Source organism: Hymenobacter monticola, from assembly GCF_022811645.1.
Classification (GTDB): Bacteria; Bacteroidota; Bacteroidia; order Cytophagales; family Hymenobacteraceae; genus Hymenobacter; species Hymenobacter monticola.
Window position 1 is genome coordinate 340583 of record NZ_CP094534.1, and the last position, 16633, is coordinate 357215.

Consider the following 16633-nt stretch of genomic DNA (forward strand, 5'->3'; position numbering starts at 1 on the left):
CAAACGTCCGGGCGGGGGCAAGCCCCGCCCCTACGTCGTTCAAATTTTATAAGTATATCCCATGAAAAAACCCGCCCCCGCCACGCCCACCGAAAAGGAGCAACTGCACCCGCGCAACCCGCACCGCGCGCCCTACGACTTCCCGCAGCTCAGCCAGGCCAGCCCGGCGCTGAAAGCCTTCGTGCAGCCCAACAAGTTCGGCAATCTGTCGATTGACTTCGCCGACCCGGCGGCGGTGAAAGCGCTTAACCGGGCGCTGCTGAAGCAGTTTTATGGCATTGAGCACTGGGACATTCCGCGCGGCTACCTGTGCCCGCCCATTCCCGGCCGGGCCGACTACGTGCACTACCTGGCCGATTTGCTGGCCGACAGCAACGGCGGCCAGCTGCCGCGCGGCGAGGACATCACCGTGCTCGACGTGGGCGTGGGCGCCAACTGCATCTACCCCATCATTGGCCGGCGCGAATACGGCTGGCACTTCGTGGGCTCCGACGTGGACGGCGTGGCCGTGCGCGCCGCCCAGCAGATTGAGGCCTCCAACCCCAGCCTGGCCGGCGCCATCGAGGCCCGCCTGCAACCCTCCCGCACCCGCATTTTCGACGGGCTCATTCAAGCCGGGGAAGTGTTCGACCTGACGATGTGCAACCCGCCCTTTCATGCGTCGGCAGCGGAGGCGGCGGCCGGCTCGCAGCGCAAAGTAGCTGGCCTGGGCACCGGCCCGGCCCGCGGGCGCGGCCCCCGCCCCACGCTCAATTTTGGCGGACAGCACAACGAGTTGTGGTGCGAGGGCGGCGAGGCCGGCTTCATGCGGCGCATGGTGCAGGAAAGCGGGCGGCGGCCCACTTCCGCCTACTGGTACACGTCGTTGGTGTCGAAAAAAGAAACCCTGCCCGGCGTGTACCGCGCCCTGCAAACGGCGGGTGCTACCGACGTGCGCACCATCGAAATGGCTCAGGGCCAGAAGAAAAGCCGCCTTGTGGCCTGGACGTTTCTGAAGCCGCAGCAGCAAGCCGCCTGGCGAAAAGCCCGCTGGAGCCCGGCCGGCGCCTGAGCCCAGCGGAAACGCTCCGAATATTGCGTATCTTCGTGATAATCCACGCCGCGGCGGAGCCGGCTTTCCCGAAACCGGCCCCGTCGCCCCAACGAATCAGCAACAAAACAAACACTATGGGTAGGTCTCAAGAGACATTTGGTAAGAAAGACAACGAGAAAAAGCGCGCCAAGAAGAAAACCGAGAAGGAGGAGCGCAAAGCCGAGCGCCAGGCCAACGCCAAATCGGGCGTGGCCCTGGAAGAAATGTTTGCTTACGTGGACGAGGACGGTAACATCACCACCACCCCGCCCGACCCCACCCGCAAGCGCGTCATCAAGGACGAGGACATTCAAATCAGCGTGCGCAAGCAGGAAGACCGGGAGCCCGAGGACACGACCCGCACCGGCACCGTCACGTTCTTCAACGGTTCGAAGGGCTACGGCTTCATCAAGGACAGCCAGAGCCAGGAAAGCATTTTCGTGCACGCCAACGCCCTGGGCGGCCTCACCATTGGCGAGGGCGACAAGGTGACTTTCGAAACCGAAATGGGCATGAAAGGCCCCAACGCCGTGCGCGTGAAAAAGGCCAGCGCCACCCCGCCGCCCGCCGCGGCCGAGTAAGCATGGCTTCAGGAATAGAAAAAGGCTGACGCTCCAAGAGCGTCAGCCTTTTTGCGTTTGAACTGGCAAGAAAGCTATTTGCTCCGGTCCGACCGCCGTAGGCGGTCCGACCGGTTGAAGTAGCACCGATGTCATTAATTCAGCAACCGGTCGGAGCTAACTAGGCGTTGCCGTCCAGCGCAGCCAGGTTTTGCTCAGCGGCGGCGGCATCGGTGCTCGTGTCGGTTTCAGCAGCGGCAGTGCCGGCTTTGCGGCGCTTCGAGAGGTAGCTCAGGCCCAGGGCCACGAGGGCCGCACCGCCCACCACTTTCTGGGTGGTGCTCAGCTTGCCGAAGGTTTTGCCTTTGCCCAGCTTTTTGAGCGACTTGGTGGCGCCGCCGAGCAGCGTGGCCTTTTTAGCGGCCTTGTTTTTTTTGGTCTTTTTCATGACAGTTGCTTAAGCGAGAATGTGAATGCGGGAAAAAACGAGGCTTTAATCTTCCGATTCGGACCGGGAGGCGGACTTGGCTTTGGGTGCCTTGCGGCTTTTGTGGCGAGCGGGAGTGGGTTCGGCATCGTCGGCAGAACGGCCGGCCAAAAGGTGCGCCGGCCCGGAGTCGTTGTCCTCCGCATCTTTGGCTTTGGCGGATGGGGTGGCGCCGCCGTCCTGGGTGGCCAGGTAGGTGAGGCCGGCGGCCACCAGAGCAATGCCGCCCACCAGCTTCTGGCCGGTGCTGAGCTTGCCGATTTCCTTGGTCACCTTGCGAAACTTCTTGATGGACAAGGCAGCAACGTCCAGAATATCTTCCGAAACATCGTCTTTCTTGTGCTTCTTCTTTTTGTCTTTGGCCATGAGAAGGTTGGGTAAAACAACGGTTTCTAGAAGGAATTGTAGCGGGAAGGCCATAGCAGGTTTGCGGGGGCAATACCGGGGCACTGGCGCGGCCGGCGGATGATGGTATTCGCAGGGCCCAGCCGGAAGGTTGCCGTTTTGTTAATTCTTAACATGATAGCCAGACCATACTTGCCGCTTCAATCAGATGCTCATTTTATTCAAAATGAGTGAATTACTGCCCAAGAACTGGCTTTCTGCCCTCAGAGCAGCAGCACGTCGATACGGTGGGCGTGCACCTGCTGCAAGTCCTCTGACCAAGCGAAAACCGTGAAAAACCCATCCATGCTGGCCACCAGGGCAATGGCGTCGCGCTGGTCGTGCACAAACTGGGCGGCGGCCAGGTGGCGCGTGCCGCCGTTCTGGGCCGGATGCAGTTGCCGGGGCTCGCTGCCCACCACGGGCTCGGTCAGCGTCATCACCTCCACGGGCGTGCTGCGGGCGGCCCGCGTCACCTTGGCCCCGAAGGCCAGCAGGTGGTAGTCCTGGGTGATGACGGTGGCGCCGTCTACGGCGGTGAAGCCGCCCACCACGCCGATGCTGCGGTGCAGCTGGGTTTGGAGGCCGCGGCGCGACTGCCCCGGCCGGCGCCGCAGCGTGATGCCCTTGTAAGCCGGCGCCACGGGGTAGCTCAGCGGGTGCACCACCGATTCCTGCCACTTGTCGGAGCCGGGGGGCACCACCAGCACCAGGCCGCCGCGGCCGTGGGCGCGCATGGCAGCGGCCAGCTCCAGCAGCACGTTATCGACCTCGCCGGAGCCGGCCGAGGGCAGGCTCCGGCCGGGCAGGAAGGCGCGCAGGGCCGGGCAGTCGGCCATACCGCCGTGCTCCTCGTCCACCAGTTGCAGGTGGTCGCCGCGCAGCACGGCCACATTCACGTACTTGCCGAAACCGCCCACGCGGCGGTGCTTCACCACCAGCAGGCCGGGCTCCACCACTTCGAGCACAAAGCACAGCGAGGGAATGGTATTGGCCGTGCCCCAGAGGTAGAGGCCATCGGCGTCGTGCCACACGCCGAGGTGAATGCCAGGCTGCTCCACGGCGGGCGCCAGCTTCAGCAGGTTGTAGGGCGTGAGGCGGCGCTTGTGGCCGAACAGCAGCGGCCGGCGCACCTGGTCGGGCGGCAGCAGCGCCAGCGAAATGCGCGGCGGGTGGCCCTCCTCCCGGCGCAGGCTGGCCCAAAATGCCACGTCAACCACGGCTTCCACCCACTGCGCCTCGGGTGGGGCGGCCAGCCGGTCGGCGTCTTCCAGGCTGGCGGCGTGGTGCCGGGCAAAATGGGCTTCAATCATGGGCGCGGCCATGCGCGCCGTGAGGTAAGTGGGTTCGGAAAGCATGTGGGGTGGGAGCGGCAAGGGAAGCAGGGGCGGCGTGGAAAAGAGGTCAAAAGAACGTCATGCTGAGCGCAGCCGAAGCATCTCTACCGCCGTACTAAATTCGATTAGTTACGAGGTAGAGATGCTTCGGCTGCGCTCAGCATGACGTTCCTTTTTTCGAGCGGGTTACCAACCAACACCCGCCGCGCCGCTTAGTTATCCATGCGCATCTTTTCGGCTTCGATGCCGGTGCTGCGGCGCTGGCTGGCTTTCACGTTCTTGTTGCCAAACTTATAGCTGAAGTTGAGTTTCACGAAGCGGCTTTCCACCTTGTCGAGGTTCACAGAATTGACGCCATTGGCAAGTACCGAGTAGCGGTTCTGCTGGGTGTTGAACAGGTCAGTGACGTTGAGGGTGAGCGTGGCTGCGTCCTTGAACAGCAACTTGGAGACGCCCACGCTGCTGCTGAAGCGCGACTGGAAGGCCAGCCCGCCGAAGGTCATCGGCGACATGTACATGGCCGAGAGTTCGGCTTTGAAACCTTTGGGCAGCGTGAGGGTGTGGTTGCTGGAGAGATAGGCCGAGGGGCGGGACGCGCCCAGGCCCACGCTGGCGGTTTGGTTGATGCGGGCGTATTCGAGGCCGAGGGTGGTCACGGTCATCCACTTGTTGTTCAGCCAGGGCTTCATGAGCGTGGTGCTGGCCGAGAGGGATTCGGCGCTGCGGAAGTTGTCGAAGGAGTTGACCACGACCTGCGTGGCGTCGTTTTTCTGGTAGGTTTCCACCAGCACGTCGGTGTGGTGGCCGTAGCTGATGGACGTGGTGAGCAGGCTGTTGTAGGAGTGCGTGAACTCGAAGTTGTGCGAGAACGAGGGGCGGATGTTGGGGTTGCCCTGGGCGTATCGGTACTGGCTGATGTAGGTGACGAAGGGGTTGACGATGCCGAAGCGGAACCGGTCAATCTTGCGGCTGTAGGAGAAGCCCAGCTGCACTTTTTCCGACTGGTTGTACTGGGCCGCCACGCTGGGGAAGAAACTCAGGTAGTGGCGCTGGGTGCTTTGGCCGGTGGTGAGGGAGGTGCCGTCGGTGTTGGTTTGCTCGGCGCGCAGGCCCACTTGCAGGCTCATTTTCTGCACGGTGCGGGCGTAGGTGCCGTAGGCGGCGTTGATGTTTTCGCGGTAGATGAAGTGGTTGGTTTTGCCCGCGTCCACGGTCCAGGGCTGGCCGGCCGTGGCCTGCTCCCAGCGGATGTCGTTGTCGGTGGTGGTGAAGGTGGTTTTCAGGCCGGCCTCCAGCGTGCCTTTGTAAAGCGGTTGCGAGTAGTCGGCCGAGGCTGAGTGCACCGAGTTGCGGGCCGGCGAGTTGTCGCGCAGCAGGCCAGCGGGCCCGACTTCCTGCAAGCCGCCGTCGAAGTTGCGGGTCAGGTATTCGTTCTGCCAGTCCTTCTGGTAGCCAAAGTAGTCGGCGTTCAAGCTCAGGGTGCGGCCGGTGGTGTCGAGGGTGGTTTTGTAGTACAGGTTCACCGAGGGGCTCAGGAATTGGGCGGTGCCATCGGTGTGCACGTTCGAGGCCGATGCCAGGCCGGCGGCCGTGCCCAACTGGGCCAGGTTGTCGGCGGCCCGGTCGCGGGTGTTCAGCATGCCCTTGGCGGTGAGGCCGAAAGAGGTGGTCTTGCTCAGCGTGTAGTCGAAGCCCAGCCGGGCCGTGTTGCTCTGGCTGCGGCGCACCTCGCGGCCGTTTTCAATGATTTCCAGCTCGCCGCCGGCAGTGCGCCGGGCCTGGGTGGTGCTGTAGGTCTGGTTGTCCTGGCGGTCGAGGCCACCGAACACGTTCAGCTTGGCGGTGCGGTGGTTGAGGCTGAGGCCGGCGTTGTAGCGGCCGTACTGGCCGGCGCCCACACCCAGCGTGGCCACGCCGTTGGTGCCGAATTTCAGGCTTTTGGTAGTGATGATGTTGAGGATGGCCGCGCTGTTGGCGTCGTAGCGGGCCGAGGGATTGGCAATGACTTCGACTTTATCCAGCGTATTGCCGGGCATGGCGCTGAGCAGGGCTTTCAGCTCGTCGCCGGCCAGGTTGGTGGGCTTGCCGTCGAGCAGCACGGTCACGTTTTTGCCGCGCAGCTGGAAGCCGGCGCTGCTTTCGAGCACGCCGGGGGCACGGCCCAGCACGTCGTAGGCGGTGCCGCCGGCGGCAATGGGGCTGGCGGCCACGTTGAGCACCAGCTTGTCGGCTCGCTGCTCGATGAACGGCTTAGTGGCCGTCACGGTCACGCCGCCCAGCATTTTGCGGTCGGCGGCCAGCAGCACGGGGGCCAGAGCGGCGGGCTTATCGGCGGCCATGGTGAGGGCCACGGGCGCGGCAGCTTTGTAGCCCACGTAGCGCACCTGCAGCGTGTAGCGCCCGGCGGGCACGGCCTCGAAGCGGAAGGCGCCCTGCGCGTCGCTCACGGTGCTGAGCAGGGTTTTGGCGTCATCGGCGCTTTGCAGCACCACGGTGGCGAAGGGCAGCGCCTGGCGGCCGAGGCTGTCGGCCACGGTGCCGGTGAGGGACTGGGCAGCGGAGCGGCTAAGCGACTGGGCAGCCACTTTAGCAGCGGCAGTGCCTTTGGTGGCGGCTTGAGCGGCGGCTGGGGCCTGGGCGGCCACCGTGGCGGGCAGGGCGGCAAGGGCGCTTAAGAGCAGAACGGAGGCGGGAGCGTTTTTCATGGCGATGAAAAAAAGGACGTGGCGGAAGTGGATGCCCCAAGCCGCTAGCCGGCTGGGAATGGGACAAAGCAACGACGCCGAAAAGCCCTTTTTTCTGGTTTTTCGACCACTACGGGCCACTTTCCGACCAAAGCGGCCGCCCGGTTTTTTGGTCGAAAAAATCCCCGCATTAGTCGAAAAACGCCGCGCCCCGCAGCCGGCGCCCGCCCAAAACCTGCCACCTTCGCCCCATGCAAGCCCCCCCACCCGCCGACCGGCCCAGCCGCTTCCCCCTGCTGTTTGAGCTCCTGATTTGGGCACTCTACGTGGGCGTATTCAAGTATGCGCGCTTCATGGAAGACGCCGCCCTGGTGCACCGGCCCGGCCACCCCAGCAACTTTCCCTACCCGCAGCTCATCCTGTTTGCACTGCTGGCCACCGTCTACGTGGTGCCCTATTACCGCTGGCTGGTGCCCGCGCTGCTGCGGCAGCGGCGCTACGCCCTGCTGGGCGTGGGCACGCTGCTCTACCTGTGGTGGGGCACCAAGCTCAACCTCTGGCTGGCGGCGCTGCTGTTTGTGCCCGTGGCGGCCCCGCCCCTGCTCACCGACTACTACCAGCAGTTGGCCGCGATGTCGGGCCAGCAGCTGCTGCACGTGGCCAACCCCTACCTGGGCCTGCTGCTCACCGATTTTCTGGCCTTTAGCTGCGTGGCCTTCGTGCGGGTGGCGTTTGAGCAGGAATACCGGCGCCGCCACGTAGAGCGCGACCACCTGGCCCTGCAACTAACACAGCTCAAGAGCCAGCTCCAGCCCCACTTCCTGTTCAACACCCTCAACAGCATCTACGGCCTGAGCCTGGCCGGCTCGCCCGAAACGCCGCGCTTCATCCTGCTGCTCTCGGAGCTGATGCGCTACGTGCTGTATGACAGCGGCAAGGAGTACATCGCGCTGCCCGAGGAAATCACCTTTCTGGAAAACTACTTCGAGATGGAGCAGCGCAAATACGCCGGCGCGCGCATCACCCTCACCACCGTCGGGCCGGGCGCGGCGGGCCTGCAGGTGCCGCCCCTGCTGCTGCTGCCGCTGGTCGAAAACAGCTTCAAGCACGGCCGCCACCATTATTCCGACGATGCCAGCGTGGATGCCACCCTCACCACCGCGCCCGGCCGGTTGCACTTCGTCATTGAAAACGACATGCTACCGGAAATGCCGGCCGCGCCGGGCAAGCCCCGCAGCGGCGGCATTGGTCTGGTGAACATCCGCCAGCGGCTGCAACTGTACTACCCCAACGCCCACGAGCTGCGACTGTCGGAAAAGGACGGCCGGTACCGGGCGGAGCTTACTTTGCAGTTTCCGTAGCGTGGACTCTGTGAGTCCGCGCCTGCCCGAACATTACTAGCCCTTTTATGCGCGGACTCGCAGAGTCCACGCTACAGCCCCACATGCCCTCCGCCCCTATCCGCTGCCTCATTGTTGATGATGAGCCGCTGGCTCACCAGGTACTCACCCAGTTCATCAGCCAAACGCCGGGCCTGGTGCTGGCCGGCACCTGCCGCAACGCCATGGAAGCCCACGAGCACCTCACCAGCCAGCCCGTCGATTTGCTGTTTCTCGACATCGAGATGCCGCTGATGAACGGACTGGCCTTCCTGCGCACGCTCAAGCATCCGCCCCAAACCATCATCACCACCGCCTACCGCGAGTACGCCTACGAGGGCTACGAGCTCGACGTGCTCGACTACCTGCTCAAGCCCTTCAGCTACGAGCGGTTCGTGAAAGCCACCGGCCGCTACCAGCCGCCCACGCCCGCCGCCCCGGCCGAGGAGCGCCACCTGCTGCTCAAGGACCAGGGCGGCCTGCTGCGGGTGCCCCTGGGCAGCATCCGCTACGTGGAAGGCTGTAAGGACTATGTGAAGGTGGTGACCACCGCCAAAACCTACCTGCACCACGCCACCATGAAGGAAATGGCCGACCAGCTGGGCCCCGATTTCGGCCGTACGCACCGCTCCTTCATCGTGGCCGCCGCGCACATTCAGCGCCTGCTGCCCGAGCAGGTGCTGCTGGCCGACGGCACGGCCTTGCCCATCGGCAATTCCTACAAGCCGGAGCTGCTGGCGTGGTTTAAGAACGGGTAGCGGCCGTCCCAAGCAGGCTTTTTGGGTAAAGCCGCGCTTGCGGCGGCTCCCACGCCAGACGGGCCGAGGCGAGCTGCAGCGCTTTTCGCTGGCCCGTCCGGCAGGGAACGCAGTCGGGTTATTTGACCGGACGGAGCCGTTGTTGCGTATCGGTATATCTTTACCGCACCGCCGGCGGCCCGGTCTCACCCGACCAACAGCCCAGCGTTTGCTTCCTTTCCCTGCCTAGCATATGGCCTCTTTCCATGCCGAGCTGCACCTGACGGGCACTTCCTACCGGGTGGTGCGCTGCCAGTATGCCTGCCACCAGTCCACCGATGCCCGGGGCCGGGTGAATGCCAAGGTGCGCCACGACCTGCTGCTCCTGACCCTGGACGTGCCCAACAACGATGTGCTGCTGGACTGGGCGGCCACGCCGCACAAGCCCCTGGCCGGCCAGGTGGTTTTTTACGACACTGCCCAGTACATCGCTCACGAAACCATCGCATTTTCGGCCGGCGAATGCGTGGGCTACCAGGAGTATTTTGAGAGCGGAGCTGGCCGCGACGGCGCCTACGTGTGCCACCTCACCGTTGCGGCCGCGAGTTTTGAGCTGCGCAGTGGCGGGCCGGCCGTGGCCATAGCGGCAATGGCCATTGGCAGCAGCGGCAGTGGCCATAGCGGCGGCCGCAAGGCCCAAGACCTGCCCAGCGCCGCACTGGCAGCCGGCGCCGATAGCATCGAACCGGCCGTGCCCGCGGTAGTGCGGCCCGTAGCCACCGCCGAGGAGGTAGCAGCAGCGGCGGCCCTGGTAGCCAGCAACATGGCTGCGCTCAACCTCAAGGCCCTGCCCAAAGCCGTGAACCCGGAAAACGGCATGACCAACTGCACGCATATCACGGAAGCCGTGGTGGCCCGCCTGCGCGGCACCGACCCCGAAGCTGTGGCCCCCGCCGATGGACAATTGCGGAAAATTCCTGAAATTGAGGCGATGCACGGCATCACTTTCCAACGCGAGCCCGGCACGGACTTTCACAAAGCATTCCGCGACATCGAGAGCCAGCCGGAGGGCACCATTGGCCTGCTCGTGATGCTGCCCAAGGGGCCGGGCAGCATGGGCCACATCGTGACGGTGGTGAACAACAACGGCAAGGCCACCATCATTGAAGGGCAGCACCGGGATATGCTCAACCCCGCCGAGCTCATCACCAGCTCGACGCGCGCCGAGCGCCGCTACGGCGACGAAGACGCTACCCACCTGATGCTGGCCATTCTACCGCCCCCCAATACTTCCCTGCCGGCCTAGTGGCTGGCTGGCGTTGCACCGCCGCCCCCTTACCTCCCTGCTTCCCCTCCCATGCTCGACAAAGAACAAGCCCGGCAAATTGCGCTCGAAGTCATTGGCCACTTAAGCAAAACCAGTGGCGACAACCTCGTTATTATGGAAGACGGCATCATTGAAAAGCCAATGGCGTGGGTGTTCAACTATAATTCGGCGGAGTATAACGCTTCGCGCGATTTTCGCCACATGGTGTTCGGCATTACGCCGCTCATGGTGAACCGCCGCACCGGCGAGGCCCGCCAGCTGCCGCCCATGCTGCAGGGCGAGGCGCTGGACGAGTACCTGGCCAGTGTCGGGGCCGGCCCCGACGCCGCTGCCGGCAATTAGGTTTTCTCCCCCATTCTGCCTGCCCTTTTTATGAACAGCGGCTACATTCCCGAGGCCATTCTGGCCCGCCTGCACCAGACCAATCCCGAGGCCATTGCACTCAATGCCGGCCCCCGCCTGCTGCGCGACATTGAAGCCAGCCTGCGCGTGCAGCTGCAACAGGTGGCCGACTTTGCCGAGGTTTTTCGGCTGATGGCCGACAGCGCGCCGGGCACCTCGGCCCTGCTCCTCATCCTGGACCGGCACACGGTGAGTGCCCACGTCGTCCTCATCGTCAACCCCGACGGTGCGCCCCTCATCATCGAGGGCCAAAGCTGGGGACCGACGTATCCGGCCGATACGTTCACGACGCCGGCCCAGGCCCAGGCCCGCTACGGCGCGGCCGTCGACCTCAAGCTGGGGGTAGTGCCGCCGCCCACCGCCCGCTAAGGCGCCCGCCGCGCTTTTTTCGCTCACTTCCTTTCATTTCCCATGCTCACCAAAGACGAGGCCCGCCGGGTTGCCCGCACCACGCTGGACATTATTCAGGAAATGCCCGGCAATGCCGACCTGAACCTGATGCTGATTGAACCGCTGGTGGTGGAGGCTGAACTGGCGTGGCTGTTTCCCTTCAACACCCGCGAATACGTGGAAACCGGCAACGTGGGCGCCATGGCCATTGGCGTGGGGCCCATTGTAGTGAACCGCGCCACCGGCGTGCCCTTTGTGGCGCCGCCCATGCCCACCGAGCTGCTGCTGGCCCAGTACGCCGCCAGCAACGGGGAGCCCTACAGCTGGTTCTGAGCCGCGGCCCAGCACCCGTGCCCGCCGCGCCATGCCCGAGCGGAACAATTTCCAGCGGGTGTACGAATGCACGGCCCCGCCCTACGCCGACCCCGTGAACAAGGAACCCAAGTTTTACGTGTAGGAGCGGCCGGCCACGGCGCAGCCCGTATCGGGCGACTACAAGGGAAAGCTCAACAACGGGCACTGCCTGAAAAGCGGCGACGGGCAATGCTTCGTGCCCAATAAGCTGGCCCGCGACAAAGACTACGGGTTCGGCAACCACAGCGCCGACGTTACTGCCCTCCACAAATCATGGTAAATTACCGCGCCGCGTACCAGGCCCTGTTGCAACGGGGCGCCCAAGCCCTCGACGAGCTGCTGCAACTGTACACGCCCGACATCCGGGCCGCGAAAGACTGGGCCGACGTGAGCACCGCCGATACGCGCAACAAGCGCAATAGCCTGATGGAACGGCTGGCCGCCCCCCTCCAGGTAACGGCCGACGACACCAGCACGCTGGTGATGTCCCTGGGCCACTACCTCGACAGCCACTGGGCCGACTACCAGGAAGATTTTCCCGTGGCAAACCCGCAAAAGCGGGCCCGGCTGGAGGTTCTGCACGCCCAACTGGCCGAAGTGACGCAAGGCATCGGCGAGATTTATAACGCCCTGCGCACCCCGTAGCAGCCCGGTGCCACCACGCCCGGCCGCCGGCGGTTTTACTCCCGGTCGAAATTCGCCCGCTTGCCCAGCGCGGCCATGCGCATGGTTTCGGCCACGCGGCGGGCGCGGGTTTCGGGCTGCCTGGCGCCCAGCACCCAGGTCAGAATCTGCTTGCGGGCCGAGGGCGCGAAGGCGGCAAATTGGGCCTGCGCGGCGGCATTGGCGGCCAGCGCTTCGGCCAAATCGTCGGGCACGAGGCCGGCTTCGGCGGCGTCGAGGCTTTCCCAGGCCCCGTTTTGCTTGGCGCGGGCAATGGCGGCCAGGCCGGCGGGCATGAGCAGCCCGGCGGCTTCGAGGCGCTGCAGCCGCTCCTTGTTCACCTTGCTCCAACCGCTGCGGGGCCGGCGCGGCGTGTAGAGCTGCTGCGAGCGCGCGGCGTCGAGCTTGCGCGGGTGCGAGTCTATCCAGCCGAAACAGAGGGCTTCTTCCACGGCTTCGGCGTAGCTGAGGCTGGGCAGGCCGCTGGCTTTTTTGCAGTACACCAGCCACACGCCGGCGGCGCTGGCGTGGTGCGCGGCCAGCCACTGCCGCCACTCGGCGCGGCTGGCGGGCTGGAACTGGGGGTGGGCGTCGGGGCTGGGCATGGGCGGGTTTGTGGTGCGGCGCGAGGGTTTGTAGTGCGAAGGAAAGGTTTGTTGTCCGGACGGAAGGTTTGTGGTTCGGCAACGAAGGTTTGTGCTTCGGCACGAAGGTTTGTGGTTCGGAAGCCTCGGGCGGTGCTTCGGCAGCAAGGTTTGTGCTTCGGAAACGATTGGCGGGACTTCGGAAGCCAAGGTTTGTTGTTCGGAACCGGTTGGCGAGGCTTCGGAAGCGGTTGGCGGGCGTTCGGAAGCCAAGGTTTGTGCTTCGGAAGGTGTTGGCGGGCGTTCGGAAGCAGTTGGCGAGCGTTGGGAAGGAAAGGTTTGTGGTCCAGAAGCCGTTGGCGAGCATTGGGAAGCCGCTGATGGGGCTGGGGAAGCTGGGGGCGGCTGAAGTAGACTTTTGCCACTACATTAGTAGCCCTCTACCATTTTAAGGTAAGAGCATCAAGACCGAGCTATGAAAAGAGAGACGAAAATCACTTCTGCAGGCATCAAGAAGGTTCTCAAGAATTATAACCATAATAATTCTATTGCAGAATTTATATGGAATGGTTTCGATGCAAAAGCTACAACAGTGAAATTGGATTATGAGGCTGACGCCATTGGGAGAATACAGTCAATATCTATTAGTGATAATGGCTATGGAATCAACACGGCCAAATTAGATGAGAAATTTGACAAGTTTTACGATTCTGAGAAAAGCATTGAAATTCAATCTCCAAAGCACTCATCAACTTTACATGGCAAGAATGGAATTGGCCGATTGACGTTTTTTACTTTTGCTAACAATGCAGAATGGAAGACTTGCTATAAGAATGGGAAATTTAGAGGAGGAATCATTCGCATTGATTCGGATAATCTAAAATCTTCCACAGCAGTAGAAACCGAACCTCCTTTTCAAGAAACTGAAACCACTGTCACATTTAACAACATAACAATATTTGAGCAAAATATTCAAAAGGAAGTAATCCCTTTCTTAAAAGAGGAGTTTTGCTGGTTTCTTGAGCTTCACAAATCCAAGGGCTATCGCATAATCATCAATAACACTTTGCTTGACTATAGCGACTTAATCCTTGATTCAGAAAATTTTGTTATTAAAGAGCAATCAGCGGTTTTCGAAATCAAATACATACAATGGTCTAAAATACTCAATAAAGAGAATTCAAAATTCTACTACCTAAACAGCAAGAATAGTGAAGTCTATAAAGATTTTACTACGCTCAATAGGAAAGGCGACCAATTCTATCATAGCTTATATATTCAAAGCAATTTCTTCAATAATTTTGATTTTAGAAACCAAAATGAAGCACAAACCCTTCTTTTCGCAAAAGCTAAATCGGCGCCGGAATACAAAACATTAAATAAAGAGTTAGATATTTTTCTACAGAAAAAACGCAAACCATACCTACGGCACTATGCAGAAACGCTCATAGATGATTATGAGCGTCTAGGTGTTTTTCCGGAATTTAAAAATTCTTGGGAATCTGCTAGAAAAACAGAGCTAAAAGAAACCATTATGGGGCTCTACGAAGTCCAGCCCAAAATATTTATTGATTTAAACCTTGAACAGAAGAAAACGTTTGTTAGATTCTTAAATCTATTATTAGAATCAAATGAGCGAGAACATATTTTTGACATTCTCGAAGAAGTTACAAACCTAGATTCAGCTGAGAGGAAAGACTTAGCAAATTTATTCAAAACCACTAAGCTCAACAGAATAGTCGCAACTCTTAAGTTGATAGAAGACAGGTATAGAACCTACCATGACCTATATGACATTGTCTTCAAGCCCGAATTAAACGCGGCTGAAGTTCCTCACTTGCAGACCCTAATCGAGAACCATTATTGGATTTTTGGTGAAGAATATCACTTAGTCACTGCAGCGGAACCCAAATTTAATGAAGCATTGAGGAGATATATTTTTCACTTAAATGGAGAAAAACCAGAAGTAAATATCGACCACGAGCACAAGAACAAGGAAATGGATATTTTTTCCTGTAGGTAGAATATAAAGAGTAACAAGATTGAAAACATCGTTGTAGAGCTAAAGCACCCAGCTATTGGGCTAGGCCAGAAAGAATATTCTCAAGTATTCAAGTACATGAGCGTAATATCTAGCCAACCTGAATTCAACGCCCCAAACATGGAGTGGAAGTTTTACTTGATTGGCAATAAGTTTGACACGTCAGGCTTTATCGAAAGCCAGATAGAAACAAACAGAACACATGGGGAAACTTCTTTAGTAATGTCAAAGGACTCTGGCCGAATCAAATTTTATATAAAGACTTGGAAAGAAGTTTTTAACGAATTTGAACTCAAGCACGACTTTTTAAACAAGAAGCTTATGTTAGAGCGAGACAAGTTAATTGCTAGTGGAAACAGCGCAGATGAAATTGTTAAAAGAGTAATCCAAAACTCAGCTATAAGTCCCCCTGAGATTAATATGAAATGAGCAGAAACGCAAGAAGCTGAAGCTCCCGTAGCTTCAGCCTCTTTGCGTTTCGGCCGCCGGGCGGGGCGGTGGCTACCAGGGGATTTCGCCGGTGGCCGGGTTGTATTCCTCGCTGACGAACTTGCCGGTGGGGCCGTCGGCGCCCAACAGGGCGTATTTCACGACGCGGGCGCCGGCTTCCTGCACGGTGCCGGTGCCGCGGTGGCCGTTGAAATCGGTGGCCACGAAGCCGGGGTCTACGGCATTCACTTTGAAGGGCGTGTCGCGCAGCTCGTAGGCCAGATTGATGGTGTACATGTTGAGCGCCGACTTGGAAGAGTGGTACACGGCCGCTTTGTGGTGGTAGTACTTGTAGCCGTGCACCGGGTCGCTGTGCAGGGTGAGCGAGCCCTGGGCCGAGCTCACGTTTACGATGCGGGGCGCTGGCGACTGCCGCAGCAGGTCGAGGAAGGCCTGCGTCACGGCTATCACGCCGAAGAAGTTGGTGTCGAACACCCGCTGAAACTGGCTGATTTCGGAGGTGAGGGCCGACTGCGGCATGCCGCCGTTGATGCCGGCGTTGTTGATGAGCACGTCGAGGACGTCGGTTTTCTGGCCGATGGCCGCGCGGGCGGCTTGCACGGAGGCGGGGTCGGCCACGTCGAGCTGCACGGGTTCCACTTGGGTCAGGCCTTCGGCGTGGAGCTGGGCCACGGCTTGCCGGCCGTTTTCGGGGTCGCGGCTGCCGAGGTACACGTAGTAGCCTTGCTGCAGGAGCAGCCGGGCGGCTTCAAAACCGATGCTTTTGTTGGCGCCGGTAATCAGGGCTTTTTTCATGGTAAGAGGGTGTTGCTTATTGAACAACACAAAATTACCGGGCCCCAGTAGCGCCGTTACGGCACATTTGGCGGCATCACGGGTACATTTCGCGGCTGCCGGCGCGGTACTCGGCCGGGGTGAGGCCGGTTTCGCGCTTGAAGAAGCGGCTGAAGTAGGACGCATCGGCAAAGCCCAGGTCGTAGGCAATTTCCTTCACCGACTGCGGCGTGTGAAACAGCAGGCGCCGGGCCTCCAGCACCAGCCGCTCCTGGATGTGGGCAATGGCCGGCTTGCCGCTCTGGGCCTTCACCACCTCGCTCAGGTGCCCAGCCGAGATGTTCAGCAGGGCGGCGTAAGCGCCCACCTCGTGCCGCTCGCGGAAATGCTCCTCAATCCGGGCCCGGTACTTCCGCAGCAGCAGCTGGTCGGCCGAGGGCTCGTCGCCCGGAAACTGCTCGGTGTAGAGCCGGCTGAGGTAGGTGAGCAGCACGGTGAGGTGGGCCGTGAGCATGGGCTGCTGCCACTCGCCGGGCCGGTGGTACTCGGCTTCAAGCCGGGCCAGGGTGTCTTCCACAAAAGCCACATCGGCGGGCGTGAGGAGCAGCTCGTGGCCATTCTGAGGGTTGCGCAGCAGCGGCAGCTGCGCCAGCGCTTCGTTGGGCTGCCGGGCCAGAAACTCGCGCGTAAACGCTACGCTGACGCCCCACAGCGGCGCGAGCTTTTCCTTGAGCTGCAGCTGGCCGGGGGCCGAGAAGTACAGCGCGTTTTCCTTGAGCACGTAGGGCGTCATGTCCACCCAGTGCCGGCTGCCGCCGCGCTGCACGAACACTAGGTGGTAATAGTCCTTGCGGTGCGGCTGCAGCATGTTTTGCCGGAAGGCCGGTTGCTGGCCTTCGGCTCGCGTTAGTTGGAAGTGGCGGTTGCCGGGAGCGTCCGGCGCTGTCAGGGGGTAAAGTGGGATGGGCTGGTCGAGGAGTAGCGTGGGCATGGGGCGAAGCTAGGGGG

At 61.1% G+C, this 16633-nt stretch carries 18 protein-coding genes; 11 read left to right on the forward strand and 7 right to left on the reverse strand.

What is annotated here, in order from left to right:
• The first annotated feature begins 61 nt into the window (after positions 1-61).
• Both rlmF and MTP16_RS01530 read left to right on the forward strand, forming a co-directional pair.
• The gene (gene rlmF / locus MTP16_RS01525; RefSeq protein WP_243515309.1) at positions 62-1051 is read left to right on the forward strand and encodes a 23S rRNA (adenine(1618)-N(6))-methyltransferase RlmF; all 990 of its coding nucleotides are present in this window, start codon (positions 62-64) and stop codon (positions 1049-1051) included.
• Between the two features lie 116 nt (positions 1052-1167).
• Positions 1168-1653, forward strand: a complete 486-nt coding sequence (locus MTP16_RS01530; RefSeq protein WP_243515311.1) for a cold-shock protein — start codon at positions 1168-1170, stop codon at positions 1651-1653.
• A gap of 160 nt (positions 1654-1813) precedes the next feature.
• Here the strand turns inward: MTP16_RS01530 and MTP16_RS01535 are convergent, their stop codons facing one another.
• The 4 genes from MTP16_RS01535 to MTP16_RS01550 all read right to left on the reverse strand — a co-directional run bounded on the left by MTP16_RS01535 (position 1814) and on the right by MTP16_RS01550 (position 6545).
• Positions 1814-2080: a hypothetical protein gene (locus tag MTP16_RS01535; RefSeq protein ID WP_243515314.1), complete on the reverse strand. Its 267-nt coding sequence runs from the start codon at positions 2078-2080 to the stop codon at positions 1814-1816.
• Between the two features lie 45 nt (positions 2081-2125).
• Positions 2126-2485: a hypothetical protein gene (locus tag MTP16_RS01540; RefSeq protein ID WP_243515317.1), complete on the reverse strand. Its 360-nt coding sequence runs from the start codon at positions 2483-2485 to the stop codon at positions 2126-2128.
• Positions 2486-2727: 242 nt separating this feature from the next.
• Positions 2728-3861 carry a putative sensor domain DACNV-containing protein gene (locus MTP16_RS01545; protein WP_243515320.1) on the reverse strand — a complete coding sequence of 378 codons (1134 nt, stop codon included), beginning with the start codon at positions 3859-3861 and terminating at the stop codon, positions 2728-2730.
• Between the two features lie 191 nt (positions 3862-4052).
• The gene (locus tag MTP16_RS01550; RefSeq protein WP_243515323.1) at positions 4053-6545 is read right to left on the reverse strand and encodes an outer membrane beta-barrel family protein; all 2493 of its coding nucleotides are present in this window, start codon (positions 6543-6545) and stop codon (positions 4053-4055) included.
• 230 nt (positions 6546-6775) lie between these two features.
• Here MTP16_RS01550 and MTP16_RS01555 point away from each other — a divergent pair, with 230 nt between their 5' ends.
• The 7 genes from MTP16_RS01555 (at position 6776) to MTP16_RS01585 (ending at position 11758) form a co-directional block, all read left to right on the forward strand.
• The gene (locus tag MTP16_RS01555; RefSeq protein ID WP_243515326.1) at positions 6776-7885 is read left to right on the forward strand and encodes a sensor histidine kinase; all 1110 of its coding nucleotides are present in this window, start codon (positions 6776-6778) and stop codon (positions 7883-7885) included.
• Positions 7886-7968: 83 nt separating this feature from the next.
• A complete protein-coding gene (locus MTP16_RS01560) occupies positions 7969-8661 on the forward strand; it encodes a LytR/AlgR family response regulator transcription factor (RefSeq protein WP_243515330.1) in 693 nt (230 codons plus the stop codon).
• A gap of 232 nt (positions 8662-8893) precedes the next feature.
• The gene (tssD, locus tag MTP16_RS01565; protein WP_243515333.1) at positions 8894-9946 is read left to right on the forward strand and encodes a type VI secretion system tube protein TssD; all 1053 of its coding nucleotides are present in this window, start codon (positions 8894-8896) and stop codon (positions 9944-9946) included.
• A 51-nt stretch (positions 9947-9997) separates the two neighbouring features.
• Entirely contained in the window at positions 9998-10309 is a 312-nt protein-coding gene (locus tag MTP16_RS01570; RefSeq protein WP_243515337.1) for a YrhB domain-containing protein, read from the forward strand.
• Positions 10310-10339: 30 nt separating this feature from the next.
• Positions 10340-10738, forward strand: a complete 399-nt coding sequence (locus MTP16_RS01575) for a toxin glutamine deamidase domain-containing protein (protein WP_243515340.1) — start codon at positions 10340-10342, stop codon at positions 10736-10738.
• A 42-nt stretch (positions 10739-10780) separates the two neighbouring features.
• A complete protein-coding gene (locus tag MTP16_RS01580) occupies positions 10781-11092 on the forward strand; it encodes a YrhB domain-containing protein (protein WP_243515343.1) in 312 nt (103 codons plus the stop codon).
• A 294-nt stretch (positions 11093-11386) separates the two neighbouring features.
• Positions 11387-11758 (forward strand): hypothetical protein, encoded by a 372-nt coding sequence (locus MTP16_RS01585; protein ID WP_243515345.1) that lies wholly within the window; start codon positions 11387-11389, stop codon positions 11756-11758.
• A gap of 35 nt (positions 11759-11793) precedes the next feature.
• Here MTP16_RS01585 and MTP16_RS01590 read toward each other — a convergent pair whose 3' ends face one another.
• Positions 11794-12381: a YdeI/OmpD-associated family protein gene (locus tag MTP16_RS01590; RefSeq protein ID WP_243515347.1), complete on the reverse strand. Its 588-nt coding sequence runs from the start codon at positions 12379-12381 to the stop codon at positions 11794-11796.
• A gap of 454 nt (positions 12382-12835) precedes the next feature.
• Between MTP16_RS01590 and MTP16_RS01595 the strand changes: the two genes are divergently transcribed.
• Positions 12836-14383, forward strand: coding sequence for an ATP-binding protein (locus tag MTP16_RS01595; protein WP_243515349.1), 1548 nt, complete (start codon positions 12836-12838; stop codon positions 14381-14383).
• A 96-nt stretch (positions 14384-14479) separates the two neighbouring features.
• The gene (locus tag MTP16_RS01600; protein ID WP_243515352.1) at positions 14480-14830 is read left to right on the forward strand and encodes a hypothetical protein; all 351 of its coding nucleotides are present in this window, start codon (positions 14480-14482) and stop codon (positions 14828-14830) included.
• Positions 14831-14902: 72 nt separating this feature from the next.
• Here MTP16_RS01600 and MTP16_RS01605 read toward each other — a convergent pair whose 3' ends face one another.
• Together MTP16_RS01605 and MTP16_RS01610 are read right to left on the reverse strand one after the other, a co-directional pair.
• The gene (locus MTP16_RS01605) at positions 14903-15646 is read right to left on the reverse strand and encodes an SDR family oxidoreductase (RefSeq protein WP_243515356.1); all 744 of its coding nucleotides are present in this window, start codon (positions 15644-15646) and stop codon (positions 14903-14905) included.
• Between the two features lie 76 nt (positions 15647-15722).
• Complete coding sequence (locus MTP16_RS01610; RefSeq protein WP_243515358.1) at positions 15723-16616, reverse strand: AraC family transcriptional regulator; 894 nt, start codon at positions 16614-16616, stop codon at positions 15723-15725.
• Positions 16617-16633 lie beyond the last annotated feature (17 nt).